We start from the raw sequence: 20,110 nt of genomic DNA on the forward strand, positions 1-20,110 counted from the left end.
GAAATTATGAAAAAAGGACTTATTATATTCTCTCTTGCCACACTCTGCGTCACCAGCCAGGCGCAGGAAGGATGGACGCTACGCCAATGTATCGACTATGCCATCGAACACAATATCGAAATCCAGCAGACAGCCAATGAAGCTGAACAAAATGCCATAGAAGTAAATACGGCAAAATGGGCAAGGCTGCCGAATCTGAGCGGTTCGGCAGGGCAAAATTGGAGCTGGGGACGTTCACAGTCACCCAAAGACAATACATACAGTGATGTAAACAGTGGCAGTACACAATTCGGACTTAATACCAATGTTCCGTTGTTCACCGGACTGCAACTGCCCAATCAGTATGCACTTTCCAAACTGAACCTTAAAGCGGCAATCGAAGACCTGAACAAGGCTAAGGAGGACATTGCTATCAATGTAACTTCCTCTTATCTACAGGTTTTGTTCAATATGGAACTCAGTAAGGTAGCAGCCAGCCAGACGGAACTCAGTAAAGAACAATGCAAACGTATCATCCGCCTTGCCGAAGTAGGAAAGGCTTCGTCTGCCGAAGTAGCCGAAGCTAAAGCCCGTGTGGCACAAGACGAAATGAGCCTGGTACAAGCTGAAAACAATTACCAGCTGGCTCTGCTGGATCTAAGTCAGTTATTGGAACTGCCTACCCCCGAAGGATTTACACTCGCACAACCTGATACGGTAGTAAACTTCGCTCCGTTGACAGCACCGGACGATATATATACGGAAGCATTGAGCAATAAACCCGGTATCCGAGCTGCGCAATTCCGCTTGGAAGGAAGCGAAAAAAGCATACGCATAGCTCAAAGTAATTATTATCCACAACTTTCTTTCGGAGCAAGTATAGGAACAAATTTCTATACATTGAACGGTTCTGCCGAACACAGCTTCGGTTCTCAATTGAAAAATAATCTGAATAAAGGCATCGGATTCAATCTGAGTGTGCCATTATTCAACCGCTTGGCTACCCGTAACCGTGTTCGCAGTGCCCGGTTGCAGCAAACCAACCTTGCCCTGCAACTGGACAACACCAAGAAAGTGCTTTACAAAGAGATTCAACAGGCATGGTACAACGCTGTAGCTGCCGAAAGTAAATTCAATAGCAGTATGGCAGCCGTTACCGCCAATGAAGAATCTTTCCGTCTGATGAGTGAGAAATTTGATAACGGGAAAGCCACTTTTGTGGAATACAATGAAGCCAAACAAAATCTAACAAAATCATTATCAGACAAAATACAGGCAAAATATGACTACCTGTTCCGCACCAAGATTCTCGACTTCTACAAAGGAAAAGCAATCGAATAATCAATAATATCAGTTATCTTTGCTTCATAAACTAAAAAAGACAAGTATATGAAGCAAAGATTTGAAAATAGCCAGTTTCAACTTAAACTTTTATATATCGGACAGCTCCTTATGGAATTCCCAATATGGTGCAGCCAATCAAGCCGAGTTCACAAGGCAACGTACAAAAATCCTTGCCGCCCTTAAAGCCATGAATGCAGATATATATGCTCTTTGCGAGGTTGGTGAAGGAAGAACGGCCGTACAAGATATAGTAAACGGACTAAATGAAGCAGAGGGAACGGATAAATATGCTTATATAGATAGCGGAGATAGCCACGAAAGTACCTACACTAAAAATGTATTTGTTTACAATACAACCAAAGTAACACCCTACAAAGAATTCCGTACCATCGGCTCGTACCTTAAACTCCGCCATGTGGCACAAGCTTTTGATCTGAAAGAGAATCAGGAAAGATTGATAATCTCATTAAATCACTTCAAATCAAAGTCAAGCGGTAACGGAAGCAATGCCGATCAATACAACGGGCAAGGAAGCTCAAATATTCAACGGCAATCCGAGGCTCGTACACTCATCAATGAATTGAATGCCCTGATCAGCTATTACGAGGATCCGGATATATTGATATTGGGTGATTTAAACGCATACTCCAAAGAAGACCCCATCCGAATATTAACAAACGCTTCTTTGACAAATCTGCTCGAACAATTCTCTCCCCTGGATTATAGCTATGTTTATAACGGAGCTACCGGTTATCTGGATCATTCAATTGCTTCTATCAGCATGAGTAAACAAGTAACAGATGCATTCCCCTGGCATATTAACGCAGATGAACAAAGTAAATTCGGTTATAAATATGCTGCAGATTATTCTCCGGACCCATACCGTTGTTCCGACCACGATCCGATCATCACAACTTTGATGTTAGGACAAACAACAGGAAACGGTCATCAGGAAGTCACCGCCAAAAACAGAATTCAAATCTTCGGTAATCCCCGCGACGGTTACTTAACCTTGAAAGGAGAAAATATAAATAAGGTAGAAGTTCTTTCTGTCAACGGACAAATCATTGTCACGAATACGGTTCACCCATCCGAAAGTTATTTTATTCTGCCAACAGATGTTTTAGCTGAAGGATTCTATTTAATACGTGTATATAATGGAGGATCGTATACCACGCTTAAAATTATAATTCCATAATAAAAGGCTTCGTATAACCTTTCGGAAATACGAAGCCTGACATTTCTTTCTATTTTTATTACAATATAGTTTAATAAGCAATGGCTATCAGTTCAAAATCATTGTCGCATTTATTCAAAGTATTCAAACTCCAGTCTTTCCCTGCTTCATTCCACTTGTAATTTACATATGCCACCGGCATATTATCCGCATTAAGCTCATAAACACTTTTCTCTACCGAATCAATGTAAGCTTTATGACGTTCATTCCAGCGGGCGTATTCCATAGTTATTTCATTGCCGCCATATAAATAAGTTATCTTAAAATAAGGCACCCATTTATCACGACTTCCATCCCATTTAAATGCTTCTTTAGCAGTCATTCTCTTCTGGTTATCATAAGAAAAATCGTATTTCATATGTCTGTAAAGAGAACCATCCATTCTATAAATCACTTTTGAAGTAACAAGATCACCATCTTTAATTTCATTAGTTACGAAGTTTTCTTCCTGAGCTTTCAACTCTGCATTTGTAATGCCTATAACTGCCATAGCTGCCAAAACAATCATTCTGAAAAATACTGTTGCTTTCATAATCGTATCTATTTATTTAGTTAAACTTTTTCCCATTTATACATTAGACGTATCTATTCATTCAAAGGTTGCATCATTTTCTGTTTTTTTTCTACTCTTTTTTGATGCTTGTCTTCATGTGTATGAATGCAAGTAATATGCCAAAGCAATAACACACTGGTTATCAGCAATTAATCAAAAATCTAATATGTACGAAAATGAACACATGTACGCTTATATGCGGACAGTATACTATTTTTAATTATCTTTGTCTCCCGCTTTATGGAACAACAAAAAGAATATAGAAGTATCGTAAAAACCACTGCCCTCTTTGGGGGAGTGCAAGCTTTTCAAGTTCTGCTAACTTTGGTACGTACCAAAGTGGTAGCATTGCTTCTTGGAGTAGACGGTGTAGGATTATTAGGACTGTTGAATAATACCATAAGCATGGTGCAAAGCATTACAGGATTGGGGATTAATCAAGGTGGAGTAAAAAGTATATCTGCCGCAGGCAATCCCCAGAAGGCGGCACAAACAGCTTCTTTGGTGAGACAAATGAGTTTGTATGCCGGACTATTCGGTTCAGCAGTGATATTAACTCTTTCCCCATGGTTATCACAGTGGAGCTTCGGTAACCGGGATTTTACAGGAGCTTATATGTGGTTAGCCTGCACATTACTATTTGATACGCTAACGAAAGGCGAATTGGCCATCTTCCAAGGCTTCCGGCGTCTCCGGATTCTGGCACAAGCCAATTTAATCGGTGCATCCGCAGGCCTGTTAATCTCCCTACCTATATATTACATATGGAGAACAGATGGCATTGTAGCCGCCATTATCCTTTCCTCTATCTGCGGTTATTTCGCTACTTTACTATTTCGTGACAAGCAAAAGACTCCTCCCCTCCCCATCTGCCAAGAAGGTAAAAGCATCATTACCATCGGAGCGATACTCACAATCAGCGGTTTTGCCAGTACATTAGTCAGTTATTTATTTAATATTTACCTCAGAAGTCATGGTGGTCTGCAAGATGTAGGTATCTATCAATCCGGGTTCGGGTTAATTGATAAGTATGTAGGTCTTATTTTTGTGGCAATGAGTACAGACTATTATCCGCGTCTGGCAGCAGTCCACACCCAAAACACGAAATTAAGTTCCATCATGAATCAACAGACAGTAGTATCATTATTGATATTATGCCCGGTAATTGCCATCTTTCTACCTACCGCTCCTTTAATCGTACAGTTACTCCTTACAAAGTCTTTCTTACCAGTCATTCCCTTTCTGTCATGGGCTATATTGGGAATGATTTTCAAAGTAACTTCAACCTGTTTAGGATATATACTTATCGTTAAAGGAGCACATCGTTTATTTCTCGGTACCGAACTATTATCTTCAATAATCATTTTAAGTAGCAATATTATAGGATATACTTTAGCTGGAATCAAAGGTATTGGCATTGCTTTCCTTATTAGTTATATTTGTTATTTTATTGTAGTAGGCAGCATTTGCCGCTACAAATTTAACATTAAATTCAACAAAGAAGTTATTAGATTGTTTTTTTTCACAATGACAACTTCAATAGTCAGTTTTATTACAATCTATTATGGGATACCAATAAATCCATGGGCAGGATATACATTCTGCAGTTTATTAATATTAATAAACTGTATTTTTTCTCTTAGAAGACTATGGCTACATATTAAATAAAACAATTATATTTGTATTCATGAATCCTCAATTAAGCATCATTATCCCATTCTATGGAAAAGCTGACAAGACTTTGTTGCAGTACTGTATCGATTCCATTAACAATCAAGCTATACCATTAGAAAAATATGAACTGATTATTGCAGATGGTAATGGAAAAAATTTAGGTGCAGGTGCAGCCCGTAATAATGGTATTCTTCAAGCTAATGGAGAATATATTCTTTTCGTAGATGCAGACGACTATTTATTTCCTAATTCTTTACTTCATTGTCTCGATTTCTTAGAAAAAGAACATCCTGATGTCTTATCTTTTAAGTTCCAAAAAGTAATACAAGCCAATCAATCTCAAAAAAAGAAAAAGTGTCGACACACAATATACACATCAGGAGCAGAATTTATGGCTAAATGCAATTTTATGGGAGCCGCCTGTATCCATTTTGTGCGAAAGGAACTATTAATAAAACATCAACTTTTTTTCCCAGAAAATACATATCATGAAGATGAGGCTTTTGTTGCTTTGCTATATTTTTATGCTCAAAAAACGATTATTACCAATTGGCATATATATGCATATTTTCAACACCCTCAATCTATTACTTATCAAAGAGACGAGGAACAAGGGCTAAAGCACGTAAAAGATTTCTACAATATTTTATCCTATTTACGTAGCTTTTTAGAAACAGAGTACAAGGTGACTCCGCTTCAGCAAAAAGCTCTACAACGAAGAATACATTTTTTAACAATAGACTATATACAGCAACTTATACTTAACCGGCGTTCACTCTCTTTTATTCTGTCTGAAACAAAGAAACTTGCAGTAGACAAATATATTCCACTTCCAGCGAATAAATATTCTTGGAAATACACCATTGCTCAAACAATTATTAATTTATTAACGCATTTATGAAAATACTACTTCTCGGAGAATTCAGTAATTTGCATTGGACACTAGCGGAAGGACTTCGTAAGTTAGGACACGAAGTATGTGTTGTCTCCAACGGAGACCGTTGGAGAAATTATCAACGTGATATTTCTCTCACAAGACAATCTGATAGTATATTAGACGGCATACAATATGTACTACAATTACTTCGTGTTCTTCCTCTATTAAAAGGATACGATGTGGTGCAATTAATCAATCCATGTTTCCTACATCTAAAAGCTCAAAAATGTTTGTATATCTACCAATACCTGCGTAAGCACAATAAAAAAGTTTTTTTGGGTGCTTTTGGAAATGACTTTTATTGGACCAGTTTATGTATGAAAACAAATGCCCTTCGCTATTCAGAATTCAAAATCGGAGATAAAGAACGCTATACTGCAAACAATCACAATATCCTTCAAGAATGCCTTTATGGGAATACAGCTTATACAACAAAAGAAATTGCCCAAACCTGTAACGGCATTATAGCTTGCCTATGGGAATACTATGTAGCCTATATTCCCTATTTTCCCGATAAAACGACTTTTATTCCCCTCCCTATCGATTACTCCAATATTACGAGCCGTGTACGGACAGAGCCTGAGAAAGTAAACTTTTTCATTGGCATCCAGTCTGCACGGAGCGATATAAAAGGAACGGATATTATGTATCCCGTCTTAAAAGAGATACAAAAAAAATACCCGGACCAATGTCGTATCACAGAAGCGATCGATGCTCCGTACGCGATTTATCAAAAATTAATGGATGATGCTGATGTACAATTAGACCAGCTCTACTCATACACTCCTTCCATGAATTCATTATTAGCCATGGCAAAAGGAGTGATTGTGCTGGGCGGCGGAGAAGAAGAAAATTATGAAATAATAAATGAAAAAGAGCTACGTCCCATTATCAATGTATATCCCTCCGAAGAAGATATCTTCCAAAAATTAGAATACATCGTATTAAACAAGGAACGTATTCCGGAATTATCAGCGCAAAGTATCGAATATGTAAGAAAACATCATAACTATGTAAAGGTGGCACAGCAATATGTTGATTTTTGGGAAGCACATTAAAAAACTGTACTCTTTTTCTTACACAAACCGGTTCAGTGCGGCAATTACCGTATCGGCCTCTTCATCCGTCATCAGCGGAGACATCGGCAGACTGAGTTCTTCCCGATGTATTCGTTCAGTCACCGGCAATGACAAAGAGCTATATTCGGTAAAGGCTTCCTGTTTATGCGGAGGTATCGGATAGTGTATCTGTGCCTGTATTCCCTCCGCTGCAAGAAAGGCTTGCAATCTGTCACGACAAGAAGAAAAAACCGGAAAAATGTGAAATACATGTTGTTTCCAGTCATCGACAGACGGTAAAGTCAACAGAGGATTTTTAATTCCATCAAGATATCGGCAGGCAATATTTCGGCGTCGCTCATTATCGACATCCAGACGAGCCAATTTAAGCCGAAGCACAGCAGCCTGCAGCTCGTCAAGGCGACTGTTAATTCCCTTGCAAAGATGAACATACTTGGCAGAAGAACCATAATTGGCAATAGAACGTATCATCGCAGCAAGCTGTTGGTCATTCGTTGTCACTGCACCGCCATCTCCCAAAGCTCCAAGATTTTTTGCCGGATAGAAACTGAATCCGGCCGCATCTCCAAGATTACCGATACGTTTTCCATGATAAACCGCCCCATGCGATTGTGCAGCATCCTCCACAACTTTCAGACGATAAGATGCCGCTATATTCAATATAGGTTGCATATCAGCACATCTTCCATATAAATGTACGGGAAGTATCGCTTTAGTCCGGGAATTAATCAAAGTTTCTATCGCTTCGGGCGCTATATTACAGGAATCAAAAGAAGGCTCGCAAAACACGGGTTTCAGCCCGGCACGAACCACTGACAAAATAGAAGCAATATATGTATTGGCAGGAACAATCACTTCATCTCCCGGCTGCATCTCTCCCAACTCGCGATAAGCCATAAAAATAAGGGTCAAGGCATCCAAACCATTTCCTACACCAATACAATATCGGGTTCCGCAATATCCGGCAAAAGCCTCTTCAAAAGCACGGGTCTCTTCTCCTTGAAGATACCAACCGGAACGGGTTACACGAACCACCGTTTCCGATAGCTCCGGTTCAAAAGAGTCACTAATACGCTGTAAATCAAAATACTTAATCATTTAGTACAGATTTTAAAGAAAGTTCATACGTATCATACATCACCGCACGTCCGCCAAATCCCTCTTTCTGAAAGATCAACCCTTCATTCAAGTAACGGCCTCCATCCTCCACAGAGACCCCGAAATCAAAATACTTCCTATCGGTATAAATTTGATGAATCAAATAATCAAATAAGATATCGAGTGCCCCCATTTCCCGACCTTGTCCGGTAGAAGCAATATACTGAACATGAGCTACTTCTCCGGTAAGATACATTACACATCCTCCTACAGTCTCTTCACCGTCCAACACCCGGTAAAGTTTTATTTCTTCCGGGAAAAGACGACTCAAACAGACCATTTCTTTCAAAGAATGAACAGGCAATCTGTCGTGACGTTGTTGGAGATTTTGTTCCAAAACCGGCCAAAAAGCATCAAAATTTTCATCCTGGCAGACTTTCAGTCCATGATTACGAGCCTGTTTCAACTTACGGCGACGGAGAGTACTGAATGGGTATCCTTTTTCCGGTATTACCACAGAAGATATTTTCCGCTCTGTCAAACGGGCATTCAACCGAAAAAGGGCATACAAATCCTCTTCCGACGGATAATTATGATAAATAAATGGAATGGTACGATAAACGATCCTACCAACTCCGGCAGTCCCCTTTAAATAGCGGCATAAGAGGTAAAACGCCTCCAACACTACCGTTGCAGTGGCATGATAAGAAAGAATAAACCCGCCGTATGTCAGCCCGCCATGCGAATAATAAGTATCATCACTCTCATTACCGGGCAATAAAGCTATCAACCGCCCTCCTTTGTAAAACATCAGAGAATGATCAGCAAAACGATCTGCATGATAATCCATATAATCACGCATAAACAAAAACGTACCGTTTTTAGAGGTAGCAACAAAACTATCCCAAACAGTCTTTTGCTCCGCTGTATAACGAACTATATTCAACTGCAAGTCTTGGGTAGCGGGTATCATTTCTTTATATATTCCAGAAAATCGTCGTATGAATTAATATAATTGTCCAGGCAATAAGGATGAGAAGCTAAAACCAGCACAACAGCGTCCGATGAAAAATTACTCATTACTTTCCACATTCCCGGAGGAATCAACAAGCCTTCGGAAGGAGAAGACAAATGATAATATTTACGCCCCGTTTCATCCTCCGTCCAGATATCGAAACTACCACTTACAGCCACAAGATACTCGGATAATTCCGTATTAGCATGTTGTCCCCGTTCTTGTCCTTCAGGTACATTATGTATCCAGAATACACGTGCCACTTCAAAAGGTATATCCTGACCTACTTCAAGAAGAGTCAGACTTCCTCGTTTATCTGTAAATGTCTTTAAACGTTCCATAACTTTATAGAATAACGATATTTAGCTGATATTATTATACGAATGACCGTTTATAGTTGCCTATACACCCGGAAGATTAGGATCCGGATTAGTTTCAACATATTGAAACCACTTGCTTCATCCAGATGAAACACATTGTTCCAACCGGATGGAACACATTGTGCCAATAAGATGAAACCCATCGTTTCTTCCTATTGAAACGATGGGCTCCTTTACCTAAACGGGCACTTAGGTCCGTACACATATATTATTAGTATTAGTTATCTTCTTGACGAACTGCTTCCCCGTTCGGAAGAATTTGAAGAAGAACTTCTCCGGCTGCTACTGCCGGAAGAAGAACTTGAAGCAGAAGAACCGCGACTGGATTGTCCGTTGGATACCGAACTGCTACGAGTACTGCTACGCGTAGTACTACGGTTGGAGTTTGAGCTACTACTGCTTGGAGATGTAGTTGTCCGGCTTGTTGAAGAACTGCTACTGCGCCTGCTACTTCCAGAATTTGTGTTATTATTTACCGGTGTACTGCTGCCCGAACTGTTATTTTCCCTTCGGCTACTTGACGAATTCTCCCGGCTCGATGATGACGAAGAGGTATTACTCGGGCGGGTAGTAGTCGTACTCGGACGGGTTGTAGTACTCGGACGGGTACTTGCTCCCGTGCTCGGACGGGTTGTACCGGTACTCGGGCGAGTAGACACACTGGGACGAGTGGTTGTTGTACCCGGTCTCGAACTCGGTCTTGTGCTTGTATTCGGACGAATATTTACCGAACCGAAATCGGAGCGGCGATTCGTATGATATACCCGATCATTTCTCACACTATAATCTCCTCTATAATAACTATGGTTATACCTTCCGCGATAATAGCTTACATTGTGAAAATGCGTCCGGTAATGTCCTCCCGAATAGCTACGATAATGGTAGGGTTTCGGAAAATAGAAATAGTTACGATTGGTATAAGTAATGTAAACACGGAAATTCCATCCGCCACCACTTGCATAGATCGGACGATAGAAATAATCGGCTTGCAGAAAACGTCGATACTGCGCATCGCTCAATACCCAACGCAAGTCGTCGTTACGTACATCCAGATAATTATAATAATCATCCAACGCCCATTCGTATCCACGTATCACGTCATCCATCAGATAGCGGATGGAATAGATAAAATCGAAATTGATCTCGTAGACATCATTATACTGGGCAGTATTCAGGTTCAGTTCATACGCCATCTTATCTGTCAGGAAACGCGTCTCCTTACGAACTCTGCTATTGCTCATAGCGGCCATACTCACACTGCTCATGGCAGTTATCCCGATGGCAAATAATATTAAAATAATTCGTTTCATAATCAGTAAGTCTTTTTAGTTATTATTCTCATGATACACCTTTATAAACTGATTTACCTCCTCCTTATCCGAACTAAAGGTCAGTTTATCCAATGCCCGGAAAAAATTCGCCTTATCGGCAATCCTCGGATATATTTTCTTAAGGAACGATTTCTTTTCACTGTCAAATGTATAAAATTCCAGTAACCGTATACATTGGTCGGTAGTAAAATACGAACTTATCAATACATTGTCAAGTAAAGCGTTACGGTCGGACTCAAAAGGCTGTTTTTTCAATGAGCTCATGAACTGATTGAAAGAGCTGTCGCTCATCACCGGCTCCCTGGAATTGAAACCATCCGGCCGGTGTCCGGGTTTATCCGGCCTGCCCGGTCTGTGCTCCGGTCTGTCCGGACCATCGATGACGATCTCCTTCACCTCCCTACCCGAACAATAAACACGCTCATCAAACAATAAGTTCTCTCTTTCAAAGCGGTTTCCACGACGGGCGGCATATACCTCCACCCGATAACTGCCACCATGCAGGTTAGCGATAAAACAACTATATGTAGGCCGGCACACCTGCTTCCCATCAATAAATACCACCACCTGTTCTCTTGGGCTTTCAACAGAGAGGCCCTCCAAAGAGAAAGCACTTGCCGGAAACATTGCCAGCAGAAAACAAAAACCGAGTATCAATTTGCGTATCATATCTTTTCTATTTTATTATTTTCCGTTCTGGTATGGCAATCTTTGTCTCTCTCCAAATAAGATTTCATCTCCGTCACTTTACCATCCACAAAGCGTACCCGGACAACCGACCATCCGGAGAGTACCATTACACGGAATTCCCACTCTTCGCCTTTATCATCAAAACTCCTGTAAGCAGGCGCTCCGAGTACCTCCTTAACCTGTTCCAGTGTCATCCCCCTATGGATACCGGACAATTGTTCATTCGTAAACCCGGCACCGGCAGTGACACAGCTGACAAGCATCATCATCAACAACAGAATGCCAAAAGTATGTATCTTTTTCATAACCTATATCTTAAAAGTGAAACTTTTTTAGGAAAACATCCCATTTTTAATGTATACAAGGTGCCGGCGGCAGAGGATGTTCTTGGAAATCCCGCGTCGTAAATGTATCCATACCCGAAACCCTTCCATCCTCAAACGTTATCACCACCACTTTATACTCTCCCGAAATAAGAGACAGGCTTCGATATTCCCACTCTTCCATTCCCCTGTCAAAACGGCGGTATTCCGGTGTCCCGAAAATCTTTGAGATCTCCTGTCTGCTCATACCCTCCTGCACTTTCATCAACCGGTTTACAGAAACACAACTTGTGCTCAACACCAGAAACAATAACATCCATAAAACATGTATCTTTTTCATATCCTATATACATTTAAGTAATTCAACTTCCGTGTTTTCTTATACCACAAAAATAGGGTGAGGAAACTCCCCACCCTAATGATTATCTATATTCGTATATAGGGATTTCCCTATTGCAGTTAGGAGGACGCCAACCGGATACCGTCTTCCTGCAGCACAACCAAATGTTTTTTATACAAATCGCCCACCGCTTTCTTGAATGTCTTTTTACTTACACCGAAAGCAGCGTATATATCATCTGCAGGACTTTTATCATTCAGAGATGTATACCCGTCGTGCTCACGGATATATTCCAGCAGAGTCTTCGAGAAGTCATCCACCTTTTCAAATCCCGGTTTCTGAAGCACCAAGTCTATCTTGCCATCCTCACGTATTTGCTTTACATATGCTTTCAGCACCATACCGGTATGCAAAGGCTGAAAGATCTCACTATCATAAAGCAATCCGCCAAACTTGTTTTCTATAATAGCCTTAAAGCCTAAATCCGTCTTCTGCCAAATCAGAATATTCACCTCTTCACCCGGCTGATACTCTGCCTTTTCTTTCGAAAGATAACGATCCACCTTGGCGGAAGCCACAATACGGTAACTTTCATCATCCAGATGGGCATGAACGATATATTTCTTACCAACCTGCATTTTCATCTTCTGCTCGCTAAAGGGCACAAACAAGTCCTTCATCAACCCCCAGTTGAGAAAGGCTCCAAACTGATTGACCCATGCCACCTCCAAACAAGCAAATTCACCCACCTGTACGAGAGGGGTCAATGTGGTGGCAATCAATCTCTCTTCATTATCAAGATAAAGAAACACATTCAACATATCTCCTATCTGGCAACCTTCGGGTACATAACGGGCAGGCAACAGGATTTCCCCTTCGTCACCCCCATCCAGATACATTCCAAAATCAACCTCTTTCACAACCTCAAGACGGTTGAACTTTCCTAATTCAATGGACATAATTATTCAGCAGTAATTTGTTAGTAGTAATTTGTTAGTAGTAAGTAGTCAGTAGTTAAGTAGTAAGTAGATGGTAGTCAGAAACAGGTTATCAGTAGTTAGAAACAATGCAACATATCGGCGTTGTTATACTGAAAAGGTCTCCAACCACCAGCTACTTACAACTTCACGATTTAGCTACTTACTACTTAACTACTATCTACTTACTACTACTTACTAACTATCTACTTACTACTAAAACAAACTTCTAAATCACTGCAAAGATAGTTTATTTCAATCATATCTCCCCTCTCGATATAACTTTTCATTATCAGCCAAAACTTTTTTCAATGAACAATCTGGCTGATAAGTCGTTATCTTTGTATCGTCAATAGAGAAACAGTATATTCATTTACAAAAAACAGATAAGATTATGGAATTCTTAACCAACGAGAAATTAACGATTGTAGGAGCCGCCGGAATGATTGGCTCAAATATGGCACAAACCGCCATGATGATGAAATTAACTCCCAACATCTGCTTGTATGACCCATACGCTCCGGCACTGGAAGGTGTAGCCGAAGAGTTATACCACTGCGGATTCGAAGGGGTCAATCTCACCTATACCTCCGATATCAAGGAGGCGCTGACCGGTGCAGCTTATATCGTATCGTCCGGTGGTGCAGCCCGTAAAGCCGGTATGACGCGTGAAGATCTGCTGAAAGGCAATGCCGAGATTGCCGCCCAGTTCGGTAAAGACATCCGCCAATACTGCCCGGACGTGAAACACGTAGTGGTAGTATTCAACCCGGCCGACATTACCGGCCTGATCACCTTGCTTTATTCAGGATTGAAGCCTTCACAAGTCTCTACACTTGCAGCATTGGACAGTACCCGTCTGCAAAATGAGTTAGCGAAGTTCTTCAAAATACCTGCTTCCAAAATACAAAACTGTCGCACATACGGCGGACACGGAGAGCAAATGGCCGTATTTGCTTCAACAACTACAGTCGATGGCGATACGTTGATCAACTGGATCGGTACTACCCGCCTGCCGCAAACCGAATGGGATGCTATCAAGCAACGTGTTATTCAAGGCGGAAAGCACATTATCGACCTGCGCGGACGTTCCTCTTTCCAAAGTCCGGCCTATCTTTCTATCGAAATGATCGCTGCCGCTATGGGCGGTGCACCTTTCCGGTGGCCTGCCGGAACCTACGTTTCCGATGGAAAATTCAACCACATCATGATGGCGATGGAAACCTCCATCACTAAAAACGGCATCAGCTACAAGCAGGTGGAAGGTACCCCTATCGAAGAAGAAGAGCTGGAAAACAGTTACAAGCACCTCTGCAAGTTGCGTGATGAGGTTATCGAGATGGGTATCATTCCTGCTATCGAAGACTGGCACACCTTAAACCCGAATATCAAATAATCAGCGCTCCGAAGCTGAATGTGTTCCTCACAGGAAAAAGCAAGAAGCTATTTTTGCACATATTACCGCACCCGTCACGGAAAGAACGATTCCTGTCGGGTGCGTTCATGATACTCCTGTGTTTTTGCCGACAGTAAGGGAAACCATGTCGGATTGTACGCCGATAAATAAGTTTTTCGTATCTTTGCCACATCATCTGATCTATAAATACCCGATTGTTCAACACATGAAATGGCAAATTTGCAGATAGCTACGCTCAGAATGAAATAATAGAGAGTTTATTTATTCATTCTGCGGGGATGACTGAAAAGGTCATCCTCCTAACGTTATTTGCAATTAAACCATGAATTTTACTTATAAACAAATCTGGCTCATCAACTTTCCGGTGATGATGAGCCTGTTGATGGAACAACTCATCAACCTCACCGATACCGTTTTCTTAGGACATGTAGGCGAAATAGAATTAGGCGCTTCGGCCCTGGCAGGAATGTATTACATCGCTATTTATATGCTTGGCTTCGGCTTCAGCTTAGGATTACAGGTAGTCGTTGCCCGGAGAAACGGAGAAGGAAACTTAGCCCAAACGGGAGAAATTTTCTGGCAAGGACTGCTTTTTCTTGTTTCATTGTCGATATTGACTTTCACTTTATCTAAAGTAGCCTCCCCACTCATTTTGCGGAAAGTAATATCATCCGGAGAGATCTATCAAGCAGTGATGAAATATATCGATTGGCGGGATTACAGTTTCTTGTTTGTATTTCCGATACTGGCATACAGGGCGTTCTTCGTCGGAATAACCCAAACCAAGGTACTGACGGCAAACTCCATCCTGTTAGTGACCACCAACGCGGCTTTAAACTACCTGCTCATTTTCGGAGCATGCGGTTTCCCGCGCTTGGGCATAGCAGGAGCGGCCATCGCCTCCTCTTTGGCTGAAATAGCAGCCCTGATACACATCGTAATTTACACCCATCTAAAGATAGATAAAAAGAAATACGGCTGGCGGCCGACAGTCAATCTTCCACTGCTCGGTCAATTATTCCGGATTTCCAGTTGGACAATGATACGTTCTTTTTTCTGTATCGCCCCCTGGTTCCTGTTTTTCATTGCCATAGAGCATTTGGGAGAGAGACAACTGGCAGCAGGTAATGTAGTGAGAAGCGTATCCGTGATGCTGTTTGTAATCGTCAACTCGTTTGCAACGACCGGTATATCTCTGGTTAGTAATTTAATCGGAGCCCAACAGGTAAACAATGTGTTACCCATATGTTGGAAAACCGTCAAGCTGAGTTACGCGGTAGGTACTCCTTTCGTATTGACGGCAGCACTCCTTTCCAAACCCATCTTAGGGATCTATACCAACAGCAGCGAAGTAATCGAAACAGCCTATGCTCCTTTTTTACTGATGCTATCCACTTTTTTTCTGGCTGCTCCTGCCTATACCTATTGCAATGCAATTATCGGGACAGGAAAAACCAAAACGGCATTCGTATTTCAAATAATCACAATCATCGTCTATCTGGTGTATTTGTACGGGCTATCCATCCGCGAACAGTTACCATTAATCATGTACTGGACGGCAGAGCAGCTTTATGCTTTATTGCTTCTGGGTTTATCTCTTTATTATCTGAAAAGAGGGAATTGGAAACAGTAAAGAGAAAAGTCCATGGGGATCTGTCCTAAAACTCCCCTTTCAACGAAATCACCTACGTCACAAAAGGTGAATCGCCCCAAAAGTTGAATGGGGTCAAATACTGCTCGATTTTAAGAAGAGTTCGGTATTGCACCGGGCTCTTTCATTTTGGTACGGTCTTATCTTTACTCTCCGCCACTTCTACCAGATAAACCCCGACACAAATAAAAAGAATAGCAAAGGTCTGCGTCCAACTGAACCGGTCTTGCCCCAAAATCAAGGAAGCTATGGTAGCCACGATCAATATCAGATAACCATAAATGGCAACCACTGTCGTCTTCAAATATTTCAAACCGACCGGTAACAGCATATAACTGAGGGTCGTAGGGAAAATAAGCACGAACATCAATACCGCAAAAGGAAGCCAATGGAAAGGCATTGAAAGTACCGGAGCATCAAATCCGGTAATCAGTGAAACAATTATACCGGAAAAGGCCGCACCACTAAAAGTATATTTCAGCATCGTGACAGGCCCTACCGCCGAAAGAATACGCTGGCTTGCCACCAAATAAACGGCATAGACCACCGAACTGAAAAGGCACAACATATTTCCCGTAAAAGCATCTGAGGCCAGATCATCACTCTGCTGAGTCAAAATACAGACAAGGGCACCCACCAAAGCAATAGATATACCGATAATTTTCGGAGCAGTAGCCTTCTCATGGAAGAAAAAGATCATGATAAGAAACACCCAGATCGGTTGTAAACTCGTAAAAATAGAACTCGATACAGGAGTAGTCTTACTAAGACCTACCAGATAAAGAAACATAAAGCCATAAAGCCCCACTACTCCCAAAAGAAACAACAGCCACTTATCCTTCCGACTTGTTTTTTCTTCCGGTGCGGAGAACCACCCGATTACCCAAAAAGCAACTGCTGCAAAAGTACAACGAATCGTAGCTCCCGTCAATGGACTCATCCAAAGAGGAAGCAGAAATTTAAGGGCATTCATATTCAAGCCACTGAATACTTTCGATATAGCCATGCTAAGATTAGCTTCCAATTTTTTATTCTTCATACTTATTAATTTTAATAAATTGCCAATTTAATAATGTGCCAATTTGCCAATATGCCAATGTGCCAATATGCCAATGTGCCAATTGGCTGCGCTATCATGCCGCATGGTAATTGGCACATTGGCATATTGGCACATTGGCAAATTATTCATTATTCCTTAAACAAGAAAGTGTTCCGTTTGCAATAAGCCCATATCAAAGCTACCAATGTGATACAAAGATTGAACACAAAAGCGAACTGCTGAGACTTGATGTGGAATACCGTCGATTGGAAGAAATCGATAATAAACGGACAGAGTAAAATGGCTAAATAATTCATCATCATCACAAAAGCCAACGCCAGTGTCGCTTTCTTCGGAACAGCCGTATGGGTGGTCTTATCGTATATGACAGGTTGTATCACCCCATACCCCAATCCCACAAGAATACATCCCGGAGCTATCACCCACTCTTTCGGAGATATCCAGATCAGTGCCAGCCCGACAGCAATACACAGCAAACTATAAAACTTTGTTTTCTCACGAAAAAGCCCCACAATACGGTTCAAGAAAAGACCGGGAGCCATAATAGCGAGAAAAAAGAGCGAAATCATAACACCGGAATCACCACTCGAAAAGTGATATTCTTCCATTAAAAAAGGAAGATTGAAAGTTACGATAAGCGCCAGATAAGTAGACAACCCGTAGAACATCATAACCTGCAAAAGATGTTTGATATTCACTCCGTATTTGGACTTCCCGACTTCCGGATCGATCGGTGGCACACCAGTCTCCTCCTTTTCGTCATTCGCAATCGAAGCACTCCCTTCCTCACTGATCATGCTGCGCCGGAGATAAACCGACAGTACCAGCGATACCAAAGGAAACAGATAAACCACAAACGGTAAATGCCAGTTTACCTCAGCCAGATACCCGGTAACGGCAGTAGCTACCACCAATGTTATGTTCGTAATGGCAGAACTGAACCCGAACTGTTTCACCCGGTACGGACCGACAAAGTATTTGGAAATAAGTCCGGTAGAGAGTGGTATAATCATCCCCGAACCAACACCGAGCATGGCACTGATAGCGATAAGTTGCCACATCTTACCGGCAAACAAATAAAGAATACCGCTTAAAGCAAAAATAGCGAGCCCCACCTGTAACAGGCGGATAAAGTTCACTTTCTCCGTCAATTTTCCCGCCAGAATGATAAACGGGATAATCAAAAGAGAGGGTAAGGATGAAAGCATCTGCACATCCAGTTCAGTAGAATGAGGAAAGATGACAGATAGTTTCCCGAGGATAGGCGTAACGGCTAAACCGGGCAAAGCATTAAGAGCCGAAATGGACCAAATGCCGATAAGCGTTATAAGAGGAATCGTTCCCCTTCCTGTTTGTATTCTCATATTCGCTTCTATATTTGAGGTTTGGATTTGAAAAGAACAACGTGATGCCCGGAATGTTCAACTCCGCACGGGAAGTACAATAAACGCAAAATAATGCAAAACGGCTAAACTTTAAAAAACCGGTGCTGTTGTTGTGGGAAATTCGACGGGGAAAATCCCCATCGCCTAAACCTAACTAAAAACAATAGTAAAATGGAAGATTTAAATTTTAGAAACGGTGATGCCAAGACTGATGTATTTGGTTCAAACAGAATGTTGCAACCCTCTCCGGTAGAAAAAATACCTGACGGGCCGACCACTCCGGAAATCGCCTACCAAATGGTAAAAGATGAAACATTCGCACAGACTCAGCCCCGACTGAACCTGGCTACTTTCGTCACCACTTACATGGACGAATATGCCACCAAACTGATGAATGAAGCCATCAATATCAACTACATCGATGAAACAGAATATCCCCGTATCGCTGTAATGAACGGTAAATGCATCAACATCATGGCCAACCTGTGGAATACTCCGGAAAAAGACGACTGGAAAACCGGTGCATTAGCTATCGGTTCTTCAGAAGCTTGTATGTTGGGTGGTGTCGCTGCATGGTTACGCTGGCGCAAAAAACGTCAGGTTCAGGGTAAACCCGTAGACAAACCGAATTTTGTTATTTCTACCGGCTTCCAGGTAGTATGGGAAAAATTTGCCCAACTGTGGCAGATCGAAATGCGCGAAGTGCCTTTGACACTGGAAAAGACAACCCTTGATCCGGAAGAAGCACTGAAGATGTGTGATGAAAACACCATCTGTATTGTTCCTATCCAGGGCGTTACATGGACAGGATTGAATGACGACGTAGAAGCACTCGACAAAGCGCTCGATGCTTACAATGCCAAAACCGGCTACGACATTCCTATCCACGTAGATGCTGCAAGTGGCGGTTTTATCCTTCCGTTCCTATATCCGGAAATCAAATGGGACTTCCGTTTGAAATGGGTACTCTCCATCAGTACCTCCGGTCATAAGTTCGGCTTGGTTTATCCGGGTCTCGGTTGGGTTTGTTGGAAAGGCAAAGAATATCTTCCCGAAGAAATGTCATTCAGTGTCAATTACTTAGGTGCCAACATCACACAGGTAGGCCTGAACTTCTCTCGTCCGGCTGCCCAGATTTTGGGACAATACTATCAATTTATCCGTTTGGGATTCCAGGGATATAAAGAAGTACAGTACAACTCATTGATGATCGCCAAGTATCTCCACGGTGAGATTGCCAAGATGACTCCGTTCGTCAACTACTCAGAAGACGTAGTGAACCCATTGTTTATCTGGTACATGAAACCGGAATATGCCAAGGATGCCAAATGGACTTTGTATGATTTGCAAGACAAACTGGCTCAGAGCGGATGGATGGTTCCGGCTTATACCTTGCCGTCCAAATTAGAAGATTATGTAGTGATGCGTATCGTTGTCCGTCAAGGATTCAGCCGTGATATGGCAGATATGCTGTTAGGTGACATCAAGAACGCCATTACCGAATTGGAAAAACTGGAATATCCTACTACCACACGTATCGCCCAAGATAAGAATCTGCCGGTAGCCACAAAGGTATTCAACCATACAGGTAAGCCACAAGCGACTAAAAAATAAAATTATTTACAATTAGACTATTTACG

The 20,110-nt window shown here is 41.7% G+C and carries 19 protein-coding genes; 8 read left to right on the forward strand and 11 right to left on the reverse strand.

Translation table 11 applies throughout. The features are described 5' to 3' along the window. Positions 1–6: 6 nt before the first annotated feature. Together HMPREF1532_RS06345 and HMPREF1532_RS21600 are read left to right on the forward strand one after the other, a co-directional pair. Positions 7–1,320, forward strand: a complete 1,314-nt coding sequence (locus HMPREF1532_RS06345) for a TolC family protein (protein WP_005926485.1) — start codon at positions 7–9, stop codon at positions 1,318–1,320. Between the two features lie 61 nt (positions 1,321–1,381). Then, complete coding sequence (locus HMPREF1532_RS21600; RefSeq protein ID WP_148301682.1) at positions 1,382–2,521, forward strand: endonuclease/exonuclease/phosphatase family protein; 1,140 nt, start codon at positions 1,382–1,384, stop codon at positions 2,519–2,521. Positions 2,522–2,591: 70 nt separating this feature from the next. Here HMPREF1532_RS21600 and HMPREF1532_RS06355 read toward each other — a convergent pair whose 3' ends face one another. Next, the gene (locus HMPREF1532_RS06355; RefSeq protein ID WP_005926491.1) at positions 2,592–3,092 is read right to left on the reverse strand and encodes a DUF3836 domain-containing protein; all 501 of its coding nucleotides are present in this window, start codon (positions 3,090–3,092) and stop codon (positions 2,592–2,594) included. A 261-nt stretch (positions 3,093–3,353) separates the two neighbouring features. Between HMPREF1532_RS06355 and HMPREF1532_RS06360 the strand changes: the two genes are divergently transcribed. From HMPREF1532_RS06360 to HMPREF1532_RS06370, 3 genes are read left to right on the forward strand one after another with little or no spacing between them, the layout of a single operon-like run. Next, positions 3,354–4,781, forward strand: a complete 1,428-nt coding sequence (locus HMPREF1532_RS06360) for an O-antigen translocase (RefSeq protein ID WP_005926494.1) — start codon at positions 3,354–3,356, stop codon at positions 4,779–4,781. A 19-nt stretch (positions 4,782–4,800) separates the two neighbouring features. Continuing rightward, complete coding sequence (locus tag HMPREF1532_RS06365) at positions 4,801–5,688, forward strand: glycosyltransferase family 2 protein (RefSeq protein WP_005926497.1); 888 nt, start codon at positions 4,801–4,803, stop codon at positions 5,686–5,688. After that, entirely contained in the window at positions 5,685–6,782 is a 1,098-nt protein-coding gene (locus HMPREF1532_RS06370; RefSeq protein WP_005926500.1) for a glycosyltransferase family protein, read from the forward strand. The genes HMPREF1532_RS06365 and HMPREF1532_RS06370 overlap by 4 nt, the downstream gene beginning before the upstream one ends. 18 nt (positions 6,783–6,800) lie before the next feature. Here HMPREF1532_RS06370 and HMPREF1532_RS06375 read toward each other — a convergent pair whose 3' ends face one another. The 8 genes from HMPREF1532_RS06375 to HMPREF1532_RS06410 all read right to left on the reverse strand — a co-directional run bounded on the left by HMPREF1532_RS06375 (position 6,801) and on the right by HMPREF1532_RS06410 (position 12,939). Then, positions 6,801–7,901, reverse strand: coding sequence for a DegT/DnrJ/EryC1/StrS family aminotransferase (locus HMPREF1532_RS06375; protein WP_005926502.1), 1,101 nt, complete (start codon positions 7,899–7,901; stop codon positions 6,801–6,803). Beyond that, positions 7,894–8,874 (reverse strand): GNAT family N-acetyltransferase, encoded by a 981-nt coding sequence (locus HMPREF1532_RS06380; protein WP_005926505.1) that lies wholly within the window; start codon positions 8,872–8,874, stop codon positions 7,894–7,896. The genes HMPREF1532_RS06375 and HMPREF1532_RS06380 overlap by 8 nt, the downstream gene beginning before the upstream one ends. Further along, positions 8,871–9,257 (reverse strand): sugar 3,4-ketoisomerase, encoded by a 387-nt coding sequence (locus tag HMPREF1532_RS06385; RefSeq protein ID WP_005926507.1) that lies wholly within the window; start codon positions 9,255–9,257, stop codon positions 8,871–8,873. Before HMPREF1532_RS06385 ends, HMPREF1532_RS06380 begins: the two co-directional genes overlap by 4 nt. Positions 9,258–9,517: 260 nt before the next feature. Further along, positions 9,518–10,606, reverse strand: coding sequence for a dermokine domain-containing protein (locus HMPREF1532_RS06390; protein WP_005926511.1), 1,089 nt, complete (start codon positions 10,604–10,606; stop codon positions 9,518–9,520). 15 nt (positions 10,607–10,621) lie between these two features. After that, positions 10,622–11,296, reverse strand: a complete 675-nt coding sequence (locus HMPREF1532_RS06395; RefSeq protein WP_005926513.1) for a proline and serine-rich protein 1 family protein — start codon at positions 11,294–11,296, stop codon at positions 10,622–10,624. Continuing rightward, positions 11,293–11,622 carry a hypothetical protein gene (locus tag HMPREF1532_RS06400; RefSeq protein WP_005926515.1) on the reverse strand — a complete coding sequence of 110 codons (330 nt, stop codon included), beginning with the start codon at positions 11,620–11,622 and terminating at the stop codon, positions 11,293–11,295. The genes HMPREF1532_RS06395 and HMPREF1532_RS06400 overlap by 4 nt, the downstream gene beginning before the upstream one ends. 46 nt (positions 11,623–11,668) lie before the next feature. Next, positions 11,669–11,980 carry an outer membrane protein assembly factor BamE domain-containing protein gene (gene bamE, locus HMPREF1532_RS06405; protein ID WP_005926518.1) on the reverse strand — a complete coding sequence of 104 codons (312 nt, stop codon included), beginning with the start codon at positions 11,978–11,980 and terminating at the stop codon, positions 11,669–11,671. Between the two features lie 119 nt (positions 11,981–12,099). Beyond that, positions 12,100–12,939, reverse strand: coding sequence for a CvfB family protein (locus HMPREF1532_RS06410; RefSeq protein ID WP_005926522.1), 840 nt, complete (start codon positions 12,937–12,939; stop codon positions 12,100–12,102). Positions 12,940–13,351: 412 nt separating this feature from the next. On the opposite strand from HMPREF1532_RS06410, the gene HMPREF1532_RS06415 reads away from it, so the two are divergent. Beyond that, on the forward strand, positions 13,352–14,353 hold the full coding sequence (locus tag HMPREF1532_RS06415; protein WP_005926525.1) for a malate dehydrogenase: 1,002 nt from the start codon (positions 13,352–13,354) through the stop codon (positions 14,351–14,353). 343 nt (positions 14,354–14,696) lie between these two features. Next, on the forward strand, positions 14,697–16,007 hold the full coding sequence (locus tag HMPREF1532_RS06420) for an MATE family efflux transporter (protein ID WP_005926528.1): 1,311 nt from the start codon (positions 14,697–14,699) through the stop codon (positions 16,005–16,007). 142 nt (positions 16,008–16,149) lie between these two features. On the opposite strand, the gene HMPREF1532_RS06425 is transcribed toward HMPREF1532_RS06420, so the two are convergent. Together HMPREF1532_RS06425 and HMPREF1532_RS06430 are read right to left on the reverse strand one after the other, a co-directional pair. Then, positions 16,150–17,064, reverse strand: coding sequence for a DMT family transporter (locus HMPREF1532_RS06425; RefSeq protein WP_005926532.1), 915 nt, complete (start codon positions 17,062–17,064; stop codon positions 16,150–16,152). Between the two features lie 149 nt (positions 17,065–17,213). Continuing rightward, positions 17,214–18,449 (reverse strand): MFS transporter, encoded by a 1,236-nt coding sequence (locus tag HMPREF1532_RS06430; protein WP_005926538.1) that lies wholly within the window; start codon positions 18,447–18,449, stop codon positions 17,214–17,216. A gap of 192 nt (positions 18,450–18,641) precedes the next feature. Here HMPREF1532_RS06430 and gad point away from each other — a divergent pair, with 192 nt between their 5' ends. Next, entirely contained in the window at positions 18,642–20,084 is a 1,443-nt protein-coding gene (gene gad, locus HMPREF1532_RS06435) for a glutamate decarboxylase (RefSeq protein WP_005926541.1), read from the forward strand. Positions 20,085–20,110 lie beyond the last annotated feature (26 nt).

It is taken from the genome of Bacteroides salyersiae WAL 10018 = DSM 18765 = JCM 12988, from assembly GCF_000381365.1.
Taxonomy (GTDB): Bacteria; Bacteroidota; Bacteroidia; order Bacteroidales; family Bacteroidaceae; genus Bacteroides; species Bacteroides salyersiae.

Coding starts and splice junctions, on each gene's coding strand:
- HMPREF1532_RS06345 (WP_005926485.1), top strand. CDS start 7: ATGAAAAAAGGACTTATTATATTCTCTCTTGCCACACTCTGCGTCACC.
- HMPREF1532_RS06355 (WP_005926491.1), bottom strand. CDS start 3,092: ATGAAAGCAACAGTATTTTTCAGAATGATTGTTTTGGCAGCTATGGCA.
- HMPREF1532_RS06360 (WP_005926494.1), top strand. CDS start 3,354: ATGGAACAACAAAAAGAATATAGAAGTATCGTAAAAACCACTGCCCTC.
- HMPREF1532_RS06365 (WP_005926497.1), top strand. CDS start 4,801: ATGAATCCTCAATTAAGCATCATTATCCCATTCTATGGAAAAGCTGAC.
- HMPREF1532_RS06370 (WP_005926500.1), top strand. CDS start 5,685: ATGAAAATACTACTTCTCGGAGAATTCAGTAATTTGCATTGGACACTA.
- HMPREF1532_RS06375 (WP_005926502.1), bottom strand. CDS start 7,901: ATGATTAAGTATTTTGATTTACAGCGTATTAGTGACTCTTTTGAACCG.
- HMPREF1532_RS06380 (WP_005926505.1), bottom strand. CDS start 8,874: ATGATACCCGCTACCCAAGACTTGCAGTTGAATATAGTTCGTTATACA.
- HMPREF1532_RS06385 (WP_005926507.1), bottom strand. CDS start 9,257: ATGGAACGTTTAAAGACATTTACAGATAAACGAGGAAGTCTGACTCTT.
- HMPREF1532_RS06390 (WP_005926511.1), bottom strand. CDS start 10,606: ATGAAACGAATTATTTTAATATTATTTGCCATCGGGATAACTGCCATG.
- HMPREF1532_RS06395 (WP_005926513.1), bottom strand. CDS start 11,296: ATGATACGCAAATTGATACTCGGTTTTTGTTTTCTGCTGGCAATGTTT.
- HMPREF1532_RS06400 (WP_005926515.1), bottom strand. CDS start 11,622: ATGAAAAAGATACATACTTTTGGCATTCTGTTGTTGATGATGATGCTT.
- bamE (WP_005926518.1), bottom strand. CDS start 11,980: ATGAAAAAGATACATGTTTTATGGATGTTATTGTTTCTGGTGTTGAGC.
- HMPREF1532_RS06410 (WP_005926522.1), bottom strand. CDS start 12,939: ATGTCCATTGAATTAGGAAAGTTCAACCGTCTTGAGGTTGTGAAAGAG.
- HMPREF1532_RS06415 (WP_005926525.1), top strand. CDS start 13,352: ATGGAATTCTTAACCAACGAGAAATTAACGATTGTAGGAGCCGCCGGA.
- HMPREF1532_RS06420 (WP_005926528.1), top strand. CDS start 14,697: ATGAATTTTACTTATAAACAAATCTGGCTCATCAACTTTCCGGTGATG.
- HMPREF1532_RS06425 (WP_005926532.1), bottom strand. CDS start 17,064: ATGAAGAATAAAAAATTGGAAGCTAATCTTAGCATGGCTATATCGAAA.
- HMPREF1532_RS06430 (WP_005926538.1), bottom strand. CDS start 18,449: ATGAGAATACAAACAGGAAGGGGAACGATTCCTCTTATAACGCTTATC.
- gad (WP_005926541.1), top strand. CDS start 18,642: ATGGAAGATTTAAATTTTAGAAACGGTGATGCCAAGACTGATGTATTT.